The organism is Gluconobacter sp. R75690 (assembly GCF_015244525.1).
GTDB classification, from domain to species: domain Bacteria; phylum Pseudomonadota; class Alphaproteobacteria; order Acetobacterales; family Acetobacteraceae; genus Gluconobacter; species Gluconobacter potus.
On the sequence record NZ_JABCQB010000012.1, the window covers coordinates 23,341 to 43,250 of the forward strand.

Below are 19,910 nucleotides of genomic sequence, written 5' to 3' on the forward strand. Positions count from 1 at the left end.
CTCCTGTGCGAGTGGGGACGGCAGATCGCTCTGCCGAAAAACGAACCGGTAAATGGCCTCAATCCCCGCCGCGCTGCAACCCCCAGACGGACAGACAGTCCGTTTTCAGGTCGCTTTGTCCATCTGAAGCACAAGCGGCGGGACATTGCCGGGATCGGACTGTCGGCCTTCATCCCATCCGCAGGTGAGATAATGGACAAGCGGCCAGATCCCGTAATAGGCATCCTGCGCCACATCCGGGTTGTTCCCGGCGTAGAAGACCGGATCGAACATCCGGTATTCGTGCTGCTGCCCGTCTTCCCGTGCCCGATGCGCGACAAAGCCGGAGGGAATGTTGAGGGGTGGATGCGGAATGGTATTGCCGGTTCCAAGCAGGATATCCGGATCAATCCCCAGCTCCCGCAGGCGTTGTGCGATCACGGGGGCATAGATGTTCGAAACAGGCCGATACCCGGCGGAAAAATCCGCGGCGCCGGTTTCGAAATAGAAGTGAAGATGCGTCCCGTCCTGAGGGTGCTCCAGCGTCTCGCCGGTTTCCGAAGCGGCCAGTTTCTGTCGCGCGAAACGGCGGATTTCTTCATAGTCCGGACGATTATGCAGATGGAGATGCACGAACGGCGTGCGGACGTAGCGCTCGGGATAAATGCTCTGAGGGTTGTGAAACCCCCGGTCCAGACTGACGATCGTCTGCGCCCGGAACAGTCCGCGCCGCACGATCTGGGGCAGATAGTAATCCGGCGCCTCCGGCACGTTCAGCAGAAGCCGGTCCGTAATGAACGTGGCGTTTTCCTGCGCCAGATAATCGAACTGCCGTCGGATGACCTCCGGATCGAGCGAAAGCTGGTCCAGAAAGACCGTCAGGAACTCGTCGCAATCCAGTGGTACGGCAAAATCGCAGGCATTCTCCGCGTCCCACTGCCGGATGATCCCGGCAATGACGTCCCCTTTGTGCAGGAAATCGCCGGGGGATGCATGGTCCCTGACGATGTGGACACCTTTGCCTTCATACCGCGTCTGGATGTCCAGAACGGCCGGATCGGTCGAGCCATTGTCGATGACGGTCAGATTGGAGAAGCCGAAAATCGCCGCGTGCCACAGAATCCAGGGCTCCAGCAGTGTCGCCTCGTTCTTCTGCATCATGACGCAGCGGACCCGGGTCATCGGGAGAGCATTGCCTCCATGCAGGTCTCGACCCGGGAGGCGGGCAGCATCGCCAGATCAGGCACCACGATCAGATCCGTGCGGCCTGCCGTGGGGGTGAGGGGAGCTGTCAGGCGCGGGTCGCTGTCATGGCCGAAGAGCGTGATGCAGGGCGTGTCCATTGCGGCGGCCAGATGCATCGGGCCGGTGTCGTTCCCGATTACGATTTCCGCCCCGTCCAGCACGCCAGCCAGTTCCAGAAGCGTGGTCCGGCCTGTTAGGTCGAGGGCGGTAGGGCAGAGGCGCAGCATGTCCTGAGCCAGTGGAGCCTCGGCCTGCGTTCCCACGATGACGGGGCGGATGCCTTTTGCCACGAGCATATTGGCGACCTCGGCGAAGCGCGACGTAGGCCAGCGTTTCTGCGGGCGGTGGAACGCCGCACCCGGCACCAGAACGGCGTAGGGCGCGGCGATGTCAGGCCCATGTCCCTGAAGCCAGCGCGGAACACTGCGGGGCAGGGGCGTGACGCCGGCATCATGAAGCTGGTCATCCAGTCGGGCCAGCGTATGCATGTCGTTGCGTGACGGATTGCCGTGCGGATGGCAGCACCCGTCGGAAATGCCGGACCAGTTTGCGGGCTGTCCGGCGAGGCGGAAATAGGTTTTCGAACGCCCCGAGGTCTGAAGATCGAAGACCCGGTCGTAGCCGCGGAGTTTTCTGGAAAGGCGCCATAGCCCCGGCAGGTTGCCCATCGACGGACGGTCATCCGTCAGGATTTCGTCGAACCACGGCGCAGCACGGGCCAGATCCACGAAGGGTGCTGTGGTCAGGAGGGTCAGTGTGGCGTGGGGAAAAGCGGCCCGGATGGACGCGAAAGCTCCGAATGCCTGAACGAAATCGCCCAAGGCGCCGAGCTTTATGACAAGAATGCGACTCATGAGCCGACTTTAGCAGGGTGTTGCGGAACGCCAACCATTCACGGCTGCCGTTCCGCAAAGAAATCCCGGACATGGGATTTCGGTCCTTTGCCCCTCTGCTTGGGGGAAAGGATCAGACCGTTTTGTCGACGCCCTGTGGAGCAGCCGAGGAACTCCCTTGGGCGCCACCCTTGGCCACAACGACCATGGCCGGCTTCAGCAGACGGCCCTTGAGCAGCCATGCCGGCGTCCAGGACTGCATGACATGGCCCGACGGATGCTGGTCGGACGGCTGTTCCGCCATGGCCTGGTGCAGGTTGGCGTCGAACGGCTTGCCGGTCGGGTCTTCGCAGGTGATGCCGTGGCGTTCGAGAATGTTGATGAAGGACCGCTCGGTGCCTTCGATTCCCTCACGCAGCTTGGTGATGAGGACGTCCTCGCCTTCCGTCTTTGCGGGCAGGGACGCCAGGCCGCGCTGAAGGTTCTCGGCAGCCTCGACCACGTCACGGGCGAATTTCTGGATGGCGTACTGGCGCGCATCCTCGATGTCGCGCTTGGCACGGGCGCGGATGTTCTGGCTTTCGGCTTCGGAACGGACCCAGCGGTCCTTGAGTTCCGCAACCTGTGCTTCAAGAGCCTCGATCCGGGCTTCGGGAGTCGTCTCTTCCAGCGTTTCACCGCCGGTTTCGTTCATGCCCGGCGTTTCGTGGCCGGAGGTCTCGACGCCCTGTTCAGGCACGTCGTGGGCCGTTTCCGGCGAGGCGTTGTGGTCTGTCATGTCACGACCTTCTTTGGTGGGACGGGCCATCATGCGGCCCCGTTCTTCTTCAGGAGATAACGCTGATTGTCTCAAAGACAAGGGTTGCGCTGTCGCATAGCGACGCATCATGTCACTGAAAAGCCTATTTTCCGCCATCATGGATCATGGGTTATAGGTAAAAGGCCGCAACAGTTCTTAGCAGACGGACCCCTCATGGAGACGCCCCGAACCCCCTACGCGCCGCCCGCTTCTGCCTCGCAGACGCCGACCGGAGCCTCCGCCGCGCCGATCATCGCGCTGGTGGACGATGACCGGAACATTCTCGCCTCCGTCCAGATGACGCTCGAAGCCGAAGGATTTACCGTCCACACCTATACCGATGGCGAAAGCGCGCTGCAGGGCATCACCTCGCGCCCCGTCAGCCTCGCGGTTCTGGATGTGAAGATGCCGCGCATGGACGGCATGGAACTGCTCCAGCGCCTGCGCGCTCGCTCGAACCTGCCGGTGATTTTCCTGACGTCCAAGGACGAGGAACTGGACCAGCTCATGGGCCTGCGCCTGGGGGCTGACGACTACATCACCAAGCCGTTCTCCCAGCGCCTGCTGATCGAACGCATCCGCGCCCTGCTGCGCCGTCAGGATGCCAGCCGGGCCGAGGCCACGGGGGTTGCCGCCGTCGGCTCCGCCATCGTGCGTGGCCAGCTCTCGCTGGACGAAACACGCCATCAGTGCCTGTGGGGTGGCCAGGACATTGCGCTGACGGTCACGGAGTTCCTGCTGGTCAAGGCGCTCGCTCTGCGTCCGGGTATGGTGAAGTCCCGCGATCAGCTCATCGACGCCGCCTATGGCGACAACATCTATGTCGATGACCGCACGATCGACAGCCATATCAAGCGCGTCCGCAAGAAGTTCCGTCAGGTGGATGACGAGTTCAACCAGATCGAGACGCTGTACGGCATCGGCTACCGCTACCGGGACGAGTAAGCGCGCGTGGATGATGACTCCGCTTCCTTCCCGACAGGTCACGCGCTCGACGTCGACCGGCTCGAACAGGGTCGAGACCGGCGCCGTGCCGAATCGGCCCGTGCGGGGCTGGGCGAGTCCCTGCGGAGTGTCGGCGCAAAGATCCTGAGGCGTCTGCGCCCCCGCCGGGCGTCGGAGATCTCCCTGTCGCGCCGGCGTCTGGCTTCGCCGCTTCTGGTGCGGATCCTGCTGCTCAATGCCCTGCCGCTTGCTCTTCTGGCTGTCACGCTGCTGTTTCTGGACCAGTTCCAGAACGGCCTGCTGGAAACCGACGTCAACGCCCTGCGCGAGCAGGCCCATATCTATGCCGGAGCTCTCGGCCAGTCTGCCGTCCGGGTCAGCGCCCATGCGCCCGGCCATCCGGCGCCCGGCGGTAATCTGGAACTGGACGTCGCGCAGGCGCGCCCCCTGTTGGCCCGACTGACCGAACCGAGCCCCAACGCCCATGCCCTGCTGTTCGATCCGGACGGCAAGCTTGTCGTGGACAGTCGCACGGCCTCGCGTGGCAAACAGGATCATGCTGCTCCCGACCCTGTCGATGGAGGATCGTGGCAGCCGCCCCGGAACAATATTCTCGAAAGTTTCTACGACTGGCTGCTGTCGCTCCTGCCGCTGACCTCCAGCGAGGAAGTGACGCTCGACACCAATGACACCGCCATGGACGGCCCGCATGATGCCCAGCCGTTCCACTCCCAGGCGGAACTGCCGCCCTTCATCCGGCGCACCAAGGACCATCAGCTTGTCGTGACGGTCGTGGAGCCTGTTGTGCGCGATGGCGTGACGGTTGGCGAAATCCAGCTCACCCGTCACGCGCCGGAAGTCGACCGGACGCTCTTTGCTGTCCGCTCCTCGATCCTGTCGCTGGTTCTGGCTGCCCTCGTCGTGACGGTCCTGCTGTCCTGGTACCTGTCGCTCACGATCGCCCGGCCGCTGCTGACGCTGGCGCGTGCGTCCAACGACATGCGCGAGACGGATGGCCGCAAGGATCTTGTGCCGGAACGGCTTCTGGCCCGGCGTGACGAAATCGGTGTTCTGGCCCGCTCGCTCCGTGGCAGTGCGCTGGCGCTCTGGGCGCGGATGGACGACATCGAACGCTTTGCCGCCGATGTCAGCCACGAGATCAAGAATCCGCTCTCTTCCATCCGTTCAGCCATCGAGACCCTGCCGCGCATCCAGATCGCTGAACGGCGCGAGAGGCTGCTCGGCATCATCAATAGCGACGTCAAACGGCTCGACCGCCTGATTACGGACATTTCCGATGCCAGCCGCATCGACGCGGAACTCTCCCGGGTGCGTCCCGAACCCGTCTCGGTCGTGGCCCTTCTGTCCATTCTCGCGGAAATGCATCAGACGACGCGCCGTGAGAACGATCCCGTGCTCCGGCTCGATGTCCGCGATCAGGACCCGCCGCTGAAGGCGCTGGCTGTGGAAGACCGCTTGGTGCAGGTCCTGCGCAACCTGATCGGCAATGCGGTGTCGTTCTCGCCGCCAAAGGGCATCATCGCCCTGCATGCCAGCGCGCGCGACATTGCCGGGGAAGGGCCCGGGACCGGCAGCGTGGTTGAAATCACCATCACTGATCAGGGCCCTGGCATTCCGCCCGGAAAGCTCGACAGCATTTTTGACCGTTTCTATTCAGAGCGGCCCCAGACCGAAAACTTCGGCCAGCATTCCGGACTCGGCCTCGCGATCAGCCGGCAAATCATTCACGCCCTGCGCGGCAGCCTGTTCGCCGAGAACCGCATGGATGCGTCCGGGGCGATCCGCGGCGCCTGCTTCGTGGTGCGGCTGCCCCGCGCGCCCTGAGGCTGACAGCCGGACCGGGGCCTGAACGGTGATGGCTGGCCCCGAAGACAGCCCGTCGATCACGCCCGGCACGAGCGTCGCCGCAAAGGGGAGGGCCAGGACCAGCAGCGGGAGGAGATGTCGGGCCATGACCGTTACTTCCTGGCGGACAGGGCGAGGAAGACATGGCCGTTCCTGCGGCTGGCCCGCTGCTGGTCGCGCAGGTCATACAGGCTGGTCCGGGCATCGGAGAGGGCGTCCTGTTCGCAGTCGGTCACGTCGGTTGCGAGCAACCAGTCTTCCTCCTGAAGCTGGTGGCAGACGGCGTGGGAGGCCTGGGTGACCTGCTGCGTCGCCGTTTCCCAGCCCTTCCGGGACGTGAGATCCAGCGAGGACAGATCAACTCTCATGCTGACCCTGCCAGTGCTGGCAGGCGTGGTGCTGGCCGAAGTGGTCCCGGCGGATGTCGGGATAGCCCGAGCGGCCTGAAGGGGCAGGACAATGCTGGCAGACAGGGCGCAGATCAGAAGGGAAGAAAAGCGGATCATGGCATGAAGCTCCTGAAGAGGAATCCGACGCTCGTGGCGTCTGGAAATCTTCAATGCATGAAGCGTGCCAATTTCTGTTTTCTGCGCCTTAAATCCGTTCGGAAAAGCTGCCTAAAGCCCTAAAACCGTAAAAACGGTCCGTTGCGCCATAAAATGGCGTGTTTTGCTGTTATTTATCCGGTGTTGCGGTCAGGCTGAGGGCGATGCGCTGCTCGGGCAGGGGAAAACGCTGCACGATCCGCAGGGTCAGGGCGGGTTTTGCCGCCGCCAGGGCCTCGTTCAGGGCAGCCTGACACTGGGCAAAGGTCTGACCTTCGCGAATCATGGCGGCGACGTGCCGGGTGTGGCCCAGGGTGAGGCCATGATCGGCCAGAGCTTCGGAAATGGCGAAAAGTGCGGCCTGACATTCATCCGACAGCCGGCCGGGACGGTCCCCGTCCGGACCGAAGCCACTGAAATCGGTGCAGGTGACTTCGTCTCCATGTACGGTGACGGTCTGGTGAGGGAAGGATGCGCCCATGGGTTCGTGGTCCTGCTCCATGTCAGGGATCCGTCATGCCCCTGTCCGACCCAAGGTCTTAGTCCGCTCCCGTGGAGGTCGCAATCCATCATGTCCGTCCTGTCATTTCTGCCTGAAGGCTCGGTCCATGCCTGCTGCGTGGCGTGTAACGGAGACGGCGTGCTGATTTCCGGCCCTCCCGGGTCGGGAAAATCCGAACTGGCCCTGCGGCTGATGGATGCGGGTTTCGATCTCGTGGCGGATGACCGGGTCCTGCTGGACGGCGCCGTGGCGTCCGCCCCTGACCGCCTTGCGGGGCTGATCGAGGTCCGGGGGGTGGGAATCCTGAGGACATCTTTTGTCACAAATGCGACGGTGCGTCTGCGGGTCTGTCTGGGCGAGGGGCAGCCCCGTCTGCCGGAGCCCTGCCGGGACCCGTGGACGGGAGCGGTCATGCTACGTCTGGAGCCCGGTTTTCCGGGAACGGTGGCGCGGATCAGGGCGGCCCTGAAGGCCTGCTGCGGCACCTATGAATGGGTGGCCGGAGCAGGCGAAAATGTTGCGGAAACGTGAAGGTGCGAAATAGTTCCGCACAAAGGGAAAAACGGCTAGAGTGTGGCGCATGGCATCGGCGAACCATCCCGAGTCTGGCTCCATATCCGGATATGATCATGGTTCCCGCCGGATCCTGATCGTGACGGGTCTGTCCGGGGCGGGAAAATCATCCATATTGCGGGTTCTGGAAGATCTGGGTCATGAGGTCGTGGACAACCCACCCCTGAACCTGATCCAGGCGCTCGCGTCACGGGCCGGACAGAATCTGGCCATCGGGATCGACGTCCGCAGTCGCGGGTTCGAGGCCTCCCGTGTGCTGGAAGAGCTCGAACGCCTCCGACTTCTGCCCGACTGCTCGGTGCAGCTCCTTTATGCCACCGCCGAACCCGAAATCCTTCTGCGTCGCTTCACCGCCACGCGCCGCCGCCATCCACTGGTCACCAGCGGCACCATTCTTCCCGGAATTGAACAGGAAACCGCCCTTCTGGCCCCGCTGCGGGCCAATGCGGATCTCGTCATCGACACCTCCGACCTGCCATCGCCGGAACTGCGCCAGCTGATCGAGACGCGCTTTGGCAGCACGGGCGGGGAAGGGCTGACGGTTGCACTGATGTCCTTTGCCTATCCGTCCGGTCTGCCCCGCGAGGCGGACATGGTTTTTGATGCACGCTTCCTGCGCAATCCCCATTATGATCCCGCCCTCCAGCCCATGACCGGACTGGACGAGGCAGTGGTGCAGTATGTGAAGTCGGACCCAGCCTATCCCGCGTTTTTCAGCCATATCCAGAGCCTTCTGGAGCTTGTGCTTCCCCGCTTCGTCGCGGAGGGCAAGAAATACGCGACCATTGCCATCGGGTGCAGTGGCGGCCGTCATCGCTCGGTGACGATCGTGGAAGAACTCGCCCGCATTCTCCCGAAAACGGTACCGGTCGGGCCGATGATGGTCCTGCACCGTGAACTCGCCCGCAAGGGTCTGGCGTCCTGGCGCTGGGCCGTTCCACCCCAGGATCCCTCACAGGACACAACGGTATGATCGGACTGATGCTGGTAACGCATGGGCGTCTTGGGGATGTCCTGCTGGAAACGCTGGTGCATGTCGTGGGACCCCAGACGCAGGTCGGCGTGGTGGGCGTAGCGGATGACGATGATCCGGCGGTGCTCCGCCCGGCGGCCGAACGCCTGCTTCAGCGCCTCGATACCGGGGACGGGGTACTGCTGCTGACGGACATTTTTGGCAGCTCACCGTCCAATCTGGCGCTCTCCCTGCGGGAGCCGGGGCATGTCGAGGTTGTGTCGGGCGTGAATGTGCCCATGCTGGTCAAGCTGGCGAAAACGCGGCGGGATCTGGACCTTGCAGGCTGCGTGGAAAAGGCCACAATGGCCGGGCGGAAGTATATCGCCGTGGCGTCACAGCTTCCCGACCCCTGTCTCCATGGCGGGCCGCGTGCCTGTACGCTGCCGGTTCATTGAATTGAGTTCACTGAATGAGCGACACGACCCTTTCTCCCGGTACAGTTGCCCCCCGCACCGTCACCATCGTCAATCATCTGGGCCTTCATGCCCGCCCCGCCGCCAAGATCGTCACCACAGCCGAGCGTTTTGACGCTGAGACCACGATCGCCCATGGCACCAATGTCGTCTCCGCCCTGTCGATCATGGGGCTGATGATGCTGGGCGCGGGAGAAGGGCAGGACGTCACGCTTCGCGCCCACGGCCCGCAGGCCGCCGAAGCGCTGGATGCACTGGCAGCCCTGATCGCGGACGGGTTTGGCGAGCGTGACTGAAGCCTCAGGGCGACCGACCCGCAGCCGTTCCGCCCGCTCCTCCCGCCGCAGCCCGCGTTCCGGCGTTCTCCTTCAGGGCAAGGCCATCACGCCGGGCATGGGGCTTGGTCCCGCCGGGCGTGTCGAGGAACTTCCCCTTCCCGACATTACCGAACGCTACAGCGCCATCGGGCCGGAAGCCGAGGGCGTCCGGCTGGACGAGGCGATCGCCCGCGCGCTTCACCAGATCGAAAAGATGCGGGACCGGCTGGTCGGGCTGCCGGAAGAGGGCCGCGAGGAAATCGCCTCCCTTCTGATGGTCTATGAGCGGATGCTCGGCCCGTCGCGGCTGCTGCGTCAGGTTCGCAGCCGGATTGCCGACGAGGGGCTGTGCGCCGAGGCTGCCGTTTCGGAAGTCACGCGGGAACTGGCGTTGCAGGTCTCGCGCATGGCCGAGGCCGTGGCGCGCGAGAACAATACGCAGGAAGCCGACGCCAATCTGCGTCTGGCGGGTGAGTTCGAGGAAATCGGCCGCCGCCTCGTTCGGAACCTGACCGGCATTTCCTATCGCGCGTTTTCCAGCCTGCCGCCTGGCTCCATTCTGGTGGCCGAGCAGCTCCGTCCGGCCGACGTCGCCATGATCGACCCGGCCCGGATTGCGGCCGTGGTGACGCAGGGCGGTGGTGGGGCCGATCACACGGCCATTCTGCTGCGCGCGCTCGACATTCCCGCCATCCTCGCCGTGCCGAACCTCATGGCGCAGGTGCAGGAAGGCGAGATGCTGGTCGTGGACGGGCATCTTGGCACCGTCACGCTTTCTCCCAACGAGACCGAACTGCGGCTGGCGGCAGAATCCGCACAGCGTGAAGTCAAGGAAAAGCGGGCTTTCGGGCGCCTCAAGCGCCTGCCCGCCCAGCTTCAGAGCGGCGAGGACATTGAGCTTTCGGCCAATCTGGAACTCCCGGCGGAAATGCCGATGCTCCTGCGCAATGGCGCCAAGGGCATCGGCCTGCTGCGCAGCGAATTCCTGTTCGGCGAACGCGAAGACCTGCCGGACGAAGACGGCCAGACGGAGGCCTATCGCGCCATCGTTCAGGCCATGGACGGACGGCCTGTGACGATCCGCGTGCTGGACTGGGGTGGCGAGAAGGGCCGTGCCTGCATGCGCAGGCTGGGTCTTGCGGAACAGGTCGCGGACGGAGACAATCCCGCGCTGGGTCTGCGGGGCGTGCGCCTTCTGCTCCGCGTGCCGGAGGTGCTGGAGACGCAGTTCGCGGCCATCCTCCGCGCCGCCGAGCCTGCCGAGGGCGTTCCACCCGGTCGGGTGCGGATCCTGTTGCCGATGGTCACGTCGTCAGACGAAATTGTGGACGCGCGCGAGATTTACGATCGCGTGGTGCGCCGCCTCAAGCGCAAGGGACACACGCTCCCCGATCCGCTGCCCCCACTGGGGATCATGGTCGAGACTCCGGCCGCGGCGCTCACGGTGGACACGCTGGCCCGACACGCCGATTTCATGGCGCTCGGCACCAATGACCTGACGATGTACACGCTTGCCGTGGACCGTGCGGATTCCATGGTGGCGGACCGCTACAGCCCGCTCCATCCCGGTGTGCTGAGGCTGATTGAGGCGGCTGCGGATTCGGCGCTGCGGGCGCGCCGTCCGATTTCGGTCTGTGGCGAGATGGCGTCCGATCCCCGGGTGGTGGCGTTGCTGATTGGCCTGGGTCTGCGGTCTTTTTCCATGAATTCCGCGTCTCTGCCACGCGTGAAACGCCTGATCCGTACTCTCACGCTCGAAGACTGCGACCAGCTGCGCCGTCAGGTCATGCTGGAAACCGATCCGGTCGTGATCCGCGATCTGGTGCGGCAGTTCGCAACCTGACCTGATGTTTGCGCACGGGTCTCTCGGCAAAGCGCGACGGGAATGCCATATTGACCCTCATGCCGGATTCTTCTGCCATTGCTGACACGCTCACCTTTTCGCCCGAGGTCACGGAACGCCTCGATCGCACGGCCGAATGGTGCCAGCGCAACGGACAACGCCTGACGGAAACCCGCCGTCTGGTACTGGGTCTGATTCTGTCGAGCGAAAAGCCCTCCGGCGCCTATGACCTTCTGGCCAGACTGCGCCCCGCCCATCCGAAAGCCGCGCCACCCACGGTTTACCGCGCGCTGGAGTTCCTGCTGGAGAACAGCCTGATCCACCGTCTGGAGCGCCTGAGCGCCTTTGTCGGCTGTTCGCATGCCGTGGAATGTCCGCATGGCTGCAATCACCATGACGAAGGCGGGATGCACCGCGCGCAGTTCCTGATCTGCCGCGGTTGCGACCGCGCCTGGGAACTGGAACAGGACGCTATTGCCCCGGTTCTGACCCGTGCGGCGCAAAGCATGGGATTCCGTGCCGAGGCTGCCACCGTTGAAATTGAGGGCCTGTGCGCGGCCTGCCAGAAAGCCGGCGTTACACCGGTGCGGCGTCCCAAAACCGCAGCGGGCTAAGACATCATGGGCCGCCGTTCCCCGCCCCCGGCGTCCCTGTTTGAAAAACTGCCGAAGTCTCGCCGCCCCCGGTCTTCCAGTACGTCACTCCGCGTTCCCGCGCCTGTGACGGAGCAGCCGGACCTTCTGAACTGGAGCCCACCGCTCACGCATCTGGCCGCTGCGGATGTTGAGGCCTCTTTTCTCGACCCCGCCGGTTTCCGCCCCCCTGCGGGAGAGGCGTTCGTGTATCACCTGACGGACGCCGGAACTGCCCGGAGCCTCGTGCGGGATGGCCTGCCGCTGGCGGACGGCCTCATGTTCCGCACCGCCGTCAATCTGGCGGAAGACCTCGCGGATGTTTCTGCCGCAGGCGAGATGGGGGTGGTGCGGGTGCGTCGCCGCCTGATCCAGCCTTGGCTGACGGAGGATCGCCAGGACGGCCGTCCGTGCTATGTGCTCGGATCACAAACGTCATGACAGACACCATGAGAGGCAGGGAGAGGAATTCATTATGGCAGCACAGTCGGGCCTTCTGGCCGAGGTCACGCGCGGCGGACGTGTGGAATCCCACCATCTGGGCCGGGCCGTCGTCGTGGATGCCGATGGTGGTGTGGTGTGGTCCTGCGGTGACGTGGACGCCGCTGTCTTCCCGCGCTCGACCGTCAAATCCCTGCTGGCCATCGAACTGGTGGAAAGTGGCGCGGCCGACCGGCTCGGCTTGAGCAATGACGCGCTGGCTCTGGCCTGCGCCTCGCATGGCGGCGAAAAGGCCCATGCCGAAATGGCTGCCACGATGCTGGCTTCCGTAGGCCGGGATGTCGGGTCCCTGGAATGTGGAACGCACTGGCCGACCTATGAACCCGCGGGCCGCGCTCTGGCCGCTGCCCATCAGAACGCCTGCCCGTTGCACAACAACTGCTCCGGTAAACATGCGGGCATGGTGTGCCTGTCCTGCGATCAGGGCGTCGATCCGACCGGCTATATCGATCCGTCCCACGAGATCCAGCGCCGCGTGACGGATGTGCTGGCCGCGATGATGGACACACCCCATGACGACAGAAATCGCGGCATGGATGGCTGTTCCATGCCGACCTATGCCGTTCCGCTGAAAGCGCTGGCGAAAGGTTTTGCAAGATTTGGCGCAGGAACCGGACTGTCCGAAGGGCGTTTCCGTGCGGCCACACGTCTTCGTGAGGCCGTGGCGGCCAATCCGTTCATGGTCGCGGGGACGGGGCGCTACGACACGAAAATCATGGATCGGTTCGGCACGCGGGTTTTTGTGAAAATGGGCGCGGAAGGCGTGATGATCGCCTCCCTGCCTGAACTGGGATTGGGTCTGGCCATCAAGACCGATGACGGCGCCAACCGTGCGGCGGAGGTTGCGATGTCCGCCCTGCTGCGTCGCTTCGGCGGGGAAACCCTGTGTGCGGACGCAGCAGACCGCGACATTCTGGACACGACATCCGTCCAGACACTGCGGAACTGGAACGGCTTTACGGTCGGCGAAATCCGCAGTGCCCTGCCGCTGTAAACGGTTTTGTGTTACAGATTACGGATATGACATCCCGGCAACAGGGAGGTGTCACTTTATGACTGAGTGAAAGGAACGCGCTACCAGATGAATGATCAGGTCGGAACGACAGAGACCCTGTTGCCGCAGGATGACAGTAGCACATCCATTTTCGATGCAACACGCTTCAAGATCATCGCCATCGGCGTGATCGCGGCGCTGGCGGGCCTCATGTCCGGACTTGATATCGGGGTCGTCGCGGGCGCGCTGGATCTTTTCGGCAGGGAATATCACGCGTCCACCCTCGCGCTGGAATGGGTTGTCAGCTCCATGATGGCCGGTGCGGCGGCGGGTGCGCTGAGTGCGGGCTGGATGTCCAAGGCGCTTGGCCGCAAGCATTCCCTGATCGTGGGCGGTGCGATTTTCGTGATTGGCACGATCGGCTGTGCGATGAGCTGGTCGGTTGCGTCCATGATTTCCTTCCGGGTCGTCATGGGGATCGCGGTTGGTATTTCCGCCTTCACGGCGCCGCTCTACCTGTCCGAAATCGCCAGCGAGGATGCGCGCGGGGCGATGGTCTCGACCTATCAGCTCATGGTGACGGTCGGTATCTTCATCGCGTTCCTGTCCGACACGTATTTTTCCTATAGCGGCAACTGGCGCTGGATGTTCGGCGTCGCCGGCATCCCGGCCGTGCTGTTCCTGATCGGCGTCCTGTTCCTGCCCTACAGCCCGCGCTGGCTCATGGCGCAGGGCCGGCACAGGGAAGCCCGGCAGATCCTGCTCGACCTGCGGAACGATCCGCTGGAAGCTGCCAAGGAAATCCGTGCCATCCGGGAGCAGCTGGAGACGAAACAGGAAGGCTTCAAACTCTTCCTGACCAACTCCAATTTCCGTCGTTCCGTGGCGCTGGGCGTGATGCTGCAGATGATGCAGCAGCTCGCAGGCATCAACATCGTCATGTATTACGCGCCCAACATCCTCGCGGCCGCGCATTTCGATGCACAGTCGCAGATGTGGTGCACGGCGATCATCGGACTGGTGAACATGCTCGCGACCTTCGTGGCGCTGGGCCTGGTTGATCGCTGGGGCCGCAAGCCGATCCTCTATGCGGGCTTCACGGTCATGGCGCTCGGCATGGGCGTTCTGGCCATGCTGCTCCAGACCGGCATGACCACGCAGTCCTCCCAGATTGCGGCCGTCTTCCTGCTGATGATCTTCTGCGCCGGTTTCGCCATGTCGGCGGGACCGCTGACATGGGTTCTGTGTTCGGAAATCCAGCCGCTGGCCGGACGCGATTTCGGGATCGCAATTTCGACCTTCACCAACTGGATGACGAATCTTCTGGTGGGTGTCAGCTTCCTGACGCTCATGCAGACGCTGGGAACGGCGGGCACGTTCTGGCTCTTCGCCGGACTGAACTCGCTGTTCCTGCTGCTGACGATCCTGTTCGTCCCCGAGACGCGGGGCATGTCTCTCGCAGTCATCGAAAAACGGCTCATGCAGGGTGTGAAACTCCGCAAACTGGGCCGCTAGAGTTTTCCGGGCATCACCATCGAGTGACCATGCGCCCGGCCCCTCTGGCCGGGCGTTTTCATTTAAACCTTCATCAAGGAAACGCGCTTGAGCGAATTTTCCCCATCTTCCCGTGACATCAGCCGCAATGTGAGCAAGGGCGGCGTCCTGCTCGTCTATGTGCTCTATATTGCCCGGTTCTTCACCGGGATCAGCCTGCTGGCGGGTGTGATCCTTGCCTATATCCTGCGCGGATCGAGCGTGGGCATGGAGCGGGCGCATCTGAACTGGCTGGTGCGCCTGTTCTGGTACGATGTGGCATTCATCATCGGTTCGGCCGCGCTGTTCCTGGCGTGCTTCATGACGGAACCGCCGGGCAGCTCAGGCCCCGGTCAGCTTCTCTTCCTGCTGCCGATCGGCATTTTCGTTGTGTGGAATATCGTCCTGCTGGTCGCGCTCATTGTGGGGCTGCGGGGCTTTCTGGCTGGACGTGGCCCGCTGCCGGAACGCTTCCGCGCCCTGGCCGAGTAGGTTTCGTCGTCGAACTGGCGTAATTCGCCAGTTTCCCGGCTTTCAGACTGGCCGCTCTTGCCAGAACATCGGTAAATCCGGTTCTGGCACGGTTCATGCATCAGGGTTGCTGTCGAGTTTTTCTCAGAGGAGCTTTCCCTCATGTACGCATCCTACGCCCCGTATGAACCCGCAAACCGCTACGGCCGCGGAGACGACGCCGAAACCGGGCGCGATCTGGTCCTGCTGGTTTATGCCCTGTACATCGCCGGCTTCTTCACGGGCGTGACCGCCCTGATCGGGGTGATGATCGCGCATTCAGGCCGCCGCTCCGCGACGGGGCTGAAGCGCGCGCAGCTGGACTGGCAGATCCGGATGTTCTGGTACGGCGTTCTGGCCCTGACGGTCATCGGGATGATCCATCTCATGGTCGCGGGTCTGGGCGCTATTACGGGTGGTCTCGGACTGGTGTTCATGGTGGTGCCATGGGGGCTGACGCTTGGCTGGGGAATTCTCACGGCCTGGGCGATCGCACGCGGCGTTCATGCCGCGCTGCTCAATCGCCCCGTTGCCACTGCACAGTTCTGAAGCCGGAAAGATCCCATCCCATGACCCGTTTCACGCTCTCTTTTCCTATCCTCGCCCTCGGGACCGCACTGGCCTTTCCGGTCTGTGCCGCGCCGTTGAGCCAGTCCTCCATTTCGGACGATATTTCCCAGTCCACCCTGCCTGAAGGCGGAAAGTTCTCCACCGTCAGCGGAGATGTCACTGTCGGGACATCGGACGGCCCCCTGTCCGTCCGGACCGTCAGCGGCGACATCCATGTCACGCAGTCCCACGGCCCGCTCGATGTCCATACGGTCAGCGGTACGCTGGATGTGGAGCACGCCGCCGGAGCCGTCGAGGTCCGCAGCGCGAGTGGAAACGTCACGCTGGATCACGCGGACGGCGCCGTCTCCATCCGCACCATGAGTGGCGAGAGCACTCTCGATCACGCCGGCCGGGATATCATGATCCGCAGTATCAGCGGAGACATGACCCTGATGCTCGACACTGCCTCCCAGATGCGCACGATCGATATCGGCACGATCAGCGGCGATATGACGATCCATTTGCCGCATGGTTTTGGTGGAACATTCGACATCCGCTTGAAACAGCGCCGTTCAGAGACGACGCTCCCTCTCCAGCAGTCCCTCGGCCTCACGGTGCAGATGGGGAACTGGGAGAAAGAATCCGGCAATTCGGAAGAGGTCCGGACGATTACGGCCACCGGCAAGGTCGGCGATGGCCGCGATCACATCATCGTCCGCAGCGTGGCCGGGTCCCTGAAGCTTGTTCAGGACTGAGCGTCGCTTTCAAAGCCCATCGCCCGCAGGCTCGCCGCCATGAACTCTGGCGGCGGGGCCTGTGCGCTGAGCGTATCGGATGGCAGGCTTAGTTCCAGACTGCGGGCCAGAAGATGCAGCCCCGGCAAAGCTGAGTCGTCCGGGGCAGAGGTTCCGTAAACCGGATCGCCAAGGATCGGCGTGCCCAGTTCCGCGCAATGGATGCGCGCCTGATGCGTCCGCCCGGTGAGCAGTTCCAGTTCCACCCAGCACAGACCCTCGCCACGCCCCAGAACCCGCCAGCGCGTGCGGGCTTCGTCGCCCTTCGCATCGACGCCCATCCGCCAGCCCGAGGCATCAGACTGACGCAGAAGCGGCGCGTCGATCTCGCCGCTATTCTGCGGAAGATCGCCCACCACGATAGCCCAGTACAGCTTGCGGACCTGCCGCTCCTGAAACGCCTTCTGCGCCTCGATCAGCGCCGTCTTGCGCCGTGCGACCAGCAGACAGCCGGACGTATCCGCATCCAGCCGATGCGCCAGCCATGGTCCCCCGCGTGGATGCGGGAGCAGTCGTGTCTCAACGGAATCCTGTGTGGAGGGGCCGGGATGAACCGCCAGACCGGCCGGTTTGTCCAGAATCAGGAAGCGGGGGGTTTCCAGCAGGACGGGAATGTCCATGCCGGGGTGAAATGGGGTGCGCGGCCCTTCCGGGGCAGGGGAGGCGGCCTGTTGGGGCAGGCGCCGTGGTTTATGTGCGTTGCGCGCGGCTTTTGCGCGCCGGATCCGGTCTTTCCGGTCAGTCTTCATGCTCTTCCTTGCGGCGGATCAGGATCTCGCGTTTGCCCACATGGTTGGCCGCACCGATGATGCCTTCCTTTTCCATCTGGTCGATCAGCTTGGCCGCGCGGTTATAGCCGATGGAGAGATGACGCTGGATGAAGCTGGTGGAGGCACGGCCTTCACGCATGACGACGTCCACCGCCTGATCGAACAGGCTGCCTTCCCCGTCACCACCCGAGCCGGACCCTGCCGTCAGGCCGCCCGCACTGTCGTCGTCCTGACCGGAGACCACGTCGTCGTTATAGATCGGGTCGCCCTTGGAGCGCAGATCCGCCACTACGGCCTCGACCTCGTCATCCGCCACGAACGGGCCGTGAACACGCGTGATGCGCCCGCCGCCCTGCATGAACAGCATGTCACCCTGACCCAGAAGCTGCTCTGCGCCCTGTTCCTGAAGGATGGTGCGGCTGTCGAACTTGCTGATGACCTGGAAGGAAATCCGGGTCGGGAAGTTGGCCTTGATGGTGCCGGTGATGACATCAACGGAAGGCCGCTGCGTCGCCATGATGACGTGAATGCCTGCCGCACGGGCCTTCTGGGCCAGACGCTGCACCGCCGTCTCGATTTCCTTGCCCGCGACCATCATCAGATCGGCCATCTCATCGATGACGACGACGATATAGGGCAGGTTTTCCGTTGCGACCTGCTGTTCGTCGAACACCGGGCGGCCTGTTTCGGGATCGAAGCCGGTCTGCACCCGCTTGGTGACCATCTCGCCCGTGGCGCGAAGCTGGTTCACGCGCTCGTTGTAGCCGTTGATGTTGCGGACCTGAAGCTGCGCCATCAGGCGATAGCGGCGGTCCATTTCCTGCACGGTCCATTTCAGCGCGCTGACGGCCTTGGCAGGCTCGGTCACGACCGGCGTCAGGAGATGCGGAATGCCATCATAGATCGACAGTTCGAGGATCTTGGGATCGATCATGATCAGGCGGCACTCTTCCGGGCTAAGCCGGTAGAGCAGCGACAGGATCATGGCGTTCACGCCGACCGACTTACCCGAACCCGTCGTACCCGCGACGAGCAGATGCGGCATTTTCGCGAGGTCGGTATAGACCGGAACACCGGCAATATCCTTGCCGAGCGCGATCTGGAGGCGTCCGGTGCCGTTCAGCCATTCCGGCGTGCGCAGCAGTTCGGAGAAATAGACCGTCTCGCGCTTGGCGTTCGGGACCTCGATGCCGATCACATTCCGCCCCGGCACGGTCGCGATACGTACGCTGAGGACCGAGAGGGAGCGCGCCACGTCGTCGGCCAGCCCGATCACGCGGGACGAGCGGATGCCCGGTGCGGGTTCCAGTTCGTACAGCGTGACGACCGGACCGGCATGGATATCGCCGATCGTGCCCTGCACGCCATAATCGGCCAGAACGCTTTCCAGCAGGCGCGCATTGGACTGCAGTGTCTCCTGAGACGGACCCGTTACAGCATGCGGCGGCGGCGGGTTCAGCAGGGACAGGGAAGGCAGTTCCCAGCCGGTCGTTACGGCATTGCGCGGCGCAACAGGGCGCGCGGGTACAGGCTCGGGCGGACGTTCCGGACGGCGCATCCCGAACAGGCCGCGCTTCTGCGGCTCGGGCTCGGGCGGCGTGTCGATGCTGCTCTGCGGCAGGTCCTCGTCCATTTCGTCGTCGATCTGGCGCCGCACGGGCGGCAACGGCGTGTCGCGCTGGCGGGCGATCTGGGCCAGACGCTCGGCATAGGGGTTGGACGGGACGTCCTCTTCTTCGGGTGCGGCGGTCTGGCGTGCGCGGGCGGCCGCGGCTTCCGTCTGGCTGATCGCGCGCGTTTCCGCGGCAGGCTGGCTGTAGGGATCGTCCTGCGTTTCCATCGGCGGCTGCATCCAGCCGGTATTCTGCGGCACGAAGGGCGCGGGACGCGAGCGCGGATCGCTCTTGCCGAAGCTGCGGCGCAGGAAGGAGAGGGGGGCCGCATCCGCAGCCGGAGCGCCACCAGCGGGGCTCGGCTGGAACTCGTACATCCGCGGGTCCGGAGCCGGGCGATCGGTTGTCTGCGGACCGTTCATGCGTTTTGCGAGCGAGAATGGCTGGCGGCCCAGAAGCATGAGCGTCTGGCCCAGCGCGCGCCATTCGCGGGCTTCAAGACCCATGGCCAGCGGGAGCAGAAGCCCCATCAGCAGCAGGACCAGAATGACAGCAATCGCGTTCCCGGCGGCTCCGGCTTCCGCATGGGCCGCGTCTAGAAGGCGATGCGCGCAGGACACGCCCATTTCGCCGCCCAGACCGCTGGCGGTCGGCCAGGCGACTTCAAGTCCGGGAATGAGAAGCTGGAGCGTGCCGATGAATGTGGCGCTGGCGGGCAGGAGGGCGAGAGCGGCCACGATCCGCAGGATCGGCAGGCTCATGCCGTGATGACGGACCATGCGCCAGGCCCAGGCCAGAAGGATGACGATCGGCATGCCGCTGCCGAGGCCGAGCCACTGGATCAGCCCGTCCGAAATGGTCGCACCCGTGCGGCCCAGCAGGTTTGTCGGCTGTGTTCCGGTCGAGGTGTTGAAGGACGGATCGTGCGGATTGAAGCTCCACAAGGCGATCCCGACCGCCACGGCGAAGATCAGCAGGACAAGCCCGAGCAGCTCCATGCAGCGTGCGCGCAGGGCACTGCGCAGTTTTGGTGTCATGTGCCGGTCATGCGCGTCGCGGACGATGTTGCGCACTGTACTGGTCGATCGGCTGAACGCGGCCAAGTCTCGTCACCCCGTCGGTTTTCTGGATTAGCG

21 protein-coding genes are annotated in these 19,910 nt (G+C 64.0%); 14 read left to right on the forward strand and 7 right to left on the reverse strand.

The features are described 5' to 3' along the window. Positions 1–105: 105 nt before the first annotated feature. The 3 genes from HKD27_RS13135 to HKD27_RS13145 all read right to left on the reverse strand — a co-directional run bounded on the left by HKD27_RS13135 (position 106) and on the right by HKD27_RS13145 (position 2,868). Positions 106–1,161: a glycosyltransferase family 2 protein gene (locus HKD27_RS13135; RefSeq protein WP_194689707.1), complete on the reverse strand. Its 1,056-nt coding sequence runs from the start codon at positions 1,159–1,161 to the stop codon at positions 106–108. After that, positions 1,158–2,078, reverse strand: a complete 921-nt coding sequence (locus HKD27_RS13140) for a glycosyltransferase family 9 protein (RefSeq protein WP_194689706.1) — start codon at positions 2,076–2,078, stop codon at positions 1,158–1,160. The genes HKD27_RS13135 and HKD27_RS13140 overlap by 4 nt, the downstream gene beginning before the upstream one ends. Positions 2,079–2,190: 112 nt before the next feature. After that, positions 2,191–2,868 (reverse strand): nucleotide exchange factor GrpE, encoded by a 678-nt coding sequence (locus HKD27_RS13145; protein WP_194689705.1) that lies wholly within the window; start codon positions 2,866–2,868, stop codon positions 2,191–2,193. A 162-nt stretch (positions 2,869–3,030) separates the two neighbouring features. Between HKD27_RS13145 and HKD27_RS13150 the strand changes: the two genes are divergently transcribed. Continuing rightward, positions 3,031–3,801: a response regulator transcription factor gene (locus HKD27_RS13150; RefSeq protein ID WP_011252389.1), complete on the forward strand. Its 771-nt coding sequence runs from the start codon at positions 3,031–3,033 to the stop codon at positions 3,799–3,801. 141 nt (positions 3,802–3,942) lie between these two features. After that, positions 3,943–5,646 carry a stimulus-sensing domain-containing protein gene (locus HKD27_RS13155; protein WP_049750767.1) on the forward strand — a complete coding sequence of 568 codons (1,704 nt, stop codon included), beginning with the start codon at positions 3,943–3,945 and terminating at the stop codon, positions 5,644–5,646. A gap of 134 nt (positions 5,647–5,780) precedes the next feature. On the opposite strand, the gene HKD27_RS13160 is transcribed toward HKD27_RS13155, so the two are convergent. Beyond that, positions 5,781–6,173 carry a UrcA family protein gene (locus HKD27_RS13160; RefSeq protein ID WP_194689704.1) on the reverse strand — a complete coding sequence of 131 codons (393 nt, stop codon included), beginning with the start codon at positions 6,171–6,173 and terminating at the stop codon, positions 5,781–5,783. Between the two features lie 169 nt (positions 6,174–6,342). Continuing rightward, a complete protein-coding gene (locus HKD27_RS13165) occupies positions 6,343–6,714 on the reverse strand; it encodes an endoribonuclease L-PSP (RefSeq protein WP_228518502.1) in 372 nt (123 codons plus the stop codon). A 69-nt stretch (positions 6,715–6,783) separates the two neighbouring features. Between HKD27_RS13165 and HKD27_RS13170 the strand changes: the two genes are divergently transcribed. From HKD27_RS13170 to HKD27_RS13225, 12 genes are all read left to right on the forward strand, one after another. Next, on the forward strand, positions 6,784–7,245 hold the full coding sequence (locus tag HKD27_RS13170; protein ID WP_194689703.1) for an HPr kinase/phosphorylase: 462 nt from the start codon (positions 6,784–6,786) through the stop codon (positions 7,243–7,245). 49 nt (positions 7,246–7,294) lie between these two features. Further along, positions 7,295–8,260, forward strand: a complete 966-nt coding sequence (rapZ, locus tag HKD27_RS13175; protein WP_194689702.1) for an RNase adapter RapZ — start codon at positions 7,295–7,297, stop codon at positions 8,258–8,260. Continuing rightward, positions 8,257–8,697, forward strand: coding sequence for a PTS sugar transporter subunit IIA (locus HKD27_RS13180; RefSeq protein WP_062496940.1), 441 nt, complete (start codon positions 8,257–8,259; stop codon positions 8,695–8,697). The genes rapZ and HKD27_RS13180 overlap by 4 nt, the downstream gene beginning before the upstream one ends. A gap of 14 nt (positions 8,698–8,711) precedes the next feature. After that, positions 8,712–9,011, forward strand: coding sequence for an HPr family phosphocarrier protein (locus tag HKD27_RS13185; RefSeq protein WP_011252383.1), 300 nt, complete (start codon positions 8,712–8,714; stop codon positions 9,009–9,011). Beyond that, a complete protein-coding gene (gene ptsP / locus HKD27_RS13190; protein WP_194689701.1) occupies positions 9,004–10,875 on the forward strand; it encodes a phosphoenolpyruvate--protein phosphotransferase in 1,872 nt (623 codons plus the stop codon). Before HKD27_RS13185 ends, ptsP begins: the two co-directional genes overlap by 8 nt. A gap of 59 nt (positions 10,876–10,934) precedes the next feature. Continuing rightward, complete coding sequence (locus tag HKD27_RS13195; protein WP_024716671.1) at positions 10,935–11,489, forward strand: Fur family transcriptional regulator; 555 nt, start codon at positions 10,935–10,937, stop codon at positions 11,487–11,489. A gap of 6 nt (positions 11,490–11,495) precedes the next feature. Next, entirely contained in the window at positions 11,496–11,948 is a 453-nt protein-coding gene (locus HKD27_RS13200) for a hypothetical protein (protein ID WP_194689700.1), read from the forward strand. A 34-nt stretch (positions 11,949–11,982) separates the two neighbouring features. Continuing rightward, positions 11,983–13,002 (forward strand): asparaginase, encoded by a 1,020-nt coding sequence (locus tag HKD27_RS13205; protein WP_194689699.1) that lies wholly within the window; start codon positions 11,983–11,985, stop codon positions 13,000–13,002. A gap of 87 nt (positions 13,003–13,089) precedes the next feature. After that, positions 13,090–14,517, forward strand: a complete 1,428-nt coding sequence (locus HKD27_RS13210) for a sugar porter family MFS transporter (protein WP_228518500.1) — start codon at positions 13,090–13,092, stop codon at positions 14,515–14,517. 87 nt (positions 14,518–14,604) lie between these two features. Then, positions 14,605–15,027, forward strand: coding sequence for a hypothetical protein (locus tag HKD27_RS13215; RefSeq protein WP_194689698.1), 423 nt, complete (start codon positions 14,605–14,607; stop codon positions 15,025–15,027). A gap of 141 nt (positions 15,028–15,168) precedes the next feature. Beyond that, the gene (locus HKD27_RS13220; RefSeq protein WP_194689697.1) at positions 15,169–15,594 is read left to right on the forward strand and encodes a hypothetical protein; all 426 of its coding nucleotides are present in this window, start codon (positions 15,169–15,171) and stop codon (positions 15,592–15,594) included. A gap of 20 nt (positions 15,595–15,614) precedes the next feature. Beyond that, on the forward strand, positions 15,615–16,352 hold the full coding sequence (locus HKD27_RS13225) for a DUF4097 family beta strand repeat-containing protein (protein WP_194689696.1): 738 nt from the start codon (positions 15,615–15,617) through the stop codon (positions 16,350–16,352). Here the strand turns inward: HKD27_RS13225 and HKD27_RS13230 are convergent. Then, positions 16,343–17,140, reverse strand: a complete 798-nt coding sequence (locus HKD27_RS13230; RefSeq protein ID WP_194689695.1) for an RluA family pseudouridine synthase — start codon at positions 17,138–17,140, stop codon at positions 16,343–16,345. The genes HKD27_RS13225 and HKD27_RS13230 overlap by 10 nt on opposite strands. Beyond that, positions 17,130–19,847 (reverse strand): DNA translocase FtsK, encoded by a 2,718-nt coding sequence (locus tag HKD27_RS13235; protein ID WP_080691991.1) that lies wholly within the window; start codon positions 19,845–19,847, stop codon positions 17,130–17,132. The genes HKD27_RS13230 and HKD27_RS13235 overlap by 11 nt, the downstream gene beginning before the upstream one ends. Positions 19,848–19,910 lie beyond the last annotated feature (63 nt).

What these genes read in the sequence shown, in the direction of transcription:
- HKD27_RS13135 (WP_194689707.1), bottom strand. Translation starts at nt 1,161, where the DNA reads ATGACCCGGGTCCGCTGCGTCATGATGCAGAAGAACGAGGCGACACTG.
- HKD27_RS13140 (WP_194689706.1), bottom strand. Translation starts at nt 2,078, where the DNA reads ATGAGTCGCATTCTTGTCATAAAGCTCGGCGCCTTGGGCGATTTCGTT.
- HKD27_RS13145 (WP_194689705.1), bottom strand. Translation starts at nt 2,868, where the DNA reads ATGATGGCCCGTCCCACCAAAGAAGGTCGTGACATGACAGACCACAAC.
- HKD27_RS13150 (WP_011252389.1), top strand. Translation starts at nt 3,031, where the DNA reads ATGGAGACGCCCCGAACCCCCTACGCGCCGCCCGCTTCTGCCTCGCAG.
- HKD27_RS13160 (WP_194689704.1), bottom strand. Translation starts at nt 6,173, where the DNA reads ATGATCCGCTTTTCTTCCCTTCTGATCTGCGCCCTGTCTGCCAGCATT.
- HKD27_RS13165 (WP_228518502.1), bottom strand. Translation starts at nt 6,714, where the DNA reads ATGGAGCAGGACCACGAACCCATGGGCGCATCCTTCCCTCACCAGACC.
- HKD27_RS13170 (WP_194689703.1), top strand. Translation starts at nt 6,784, where the DNA reads ATGTCCGTCCTGTCATTTCTGCCTGAAGGCTCGGTCCATGCCTGCTGC.
- rapZ (WP_194689702.1), top strand. Translation starts at nt 7,295, where the DNA reads ATGGCATCGGCGAACCATCCCGAGTCTGGCTCCATATCCGGATATGAT.
- HKD27_RS13180 (WP_062496940.1), top strand. Translation starts at nt 8,257, where the DNA reads ATGATCGGACTGATGCTGGTAACGCATGGGCGTCTTGGGGATGTCCTG.
- HKD27_RS13185 (WP_011252383.1), top strand. Translation starts at nt 8,712, where the DNA reads ATGAGCGACACGACCCTTTCTCCCGGTACAGTTGCCCCCCGCACCGTC.
- HKD27_RS13195 (WP_024716671.1), top strand. Translation starts at nt 10,935, where the DNA reads ATGCCGGATTCTTCTGCCATTGCTGACACGCTCACCTTTTCGCCCGAG.
- HKD27_RS13200 (WP_194689700.1), top strand. Translation starts at nt 11,496, where the DNA reads ATGGGCCGCCGTTCCCCGCCCCCGGCGTCCCTGTTTGAAAAACTGCCG.
- HKD27_RS13205 (WP_194689699.1), top strand. Translation starts at nt 11,983, where the DNA reads ATGGCAGCACAGTCGGGCCTTCTGGCCGAGGTCACGCGCGGCGGACGT.
- HKD27_RS13210 (WP_228518500.1), top strand. Translation starts at nt 13,090, where the DNA reads ATGAATGATCAGGTCGGAACGACAGAGACCCTGTTGCCGCAGGATGAC.
- HKD27_RS13220 (WP_194689697.1), top strand. Translation starts at nt 15,169, where the DNA reads ATGTACGCATCCTACGCCCCGTATGAACCCGCAAACCGCTACGGCCGC.
- HKD27_RS13225 (WP_194689696.1), top strand. Translation starts at nt 15,615, where the DNA reads ATGACCCGTTTCACGCTCTCTTTTCCTATCCTCGCCCTCGGGACCGCA.
- HKD27_RS13230 (WP_194689695.1), bottom strand. Translation starts at nt 17,140, where the DNA reads ATGAAGACTGACCGGAAAGACCGGATCCGGCGCGCAAAAGCCGCGCGC.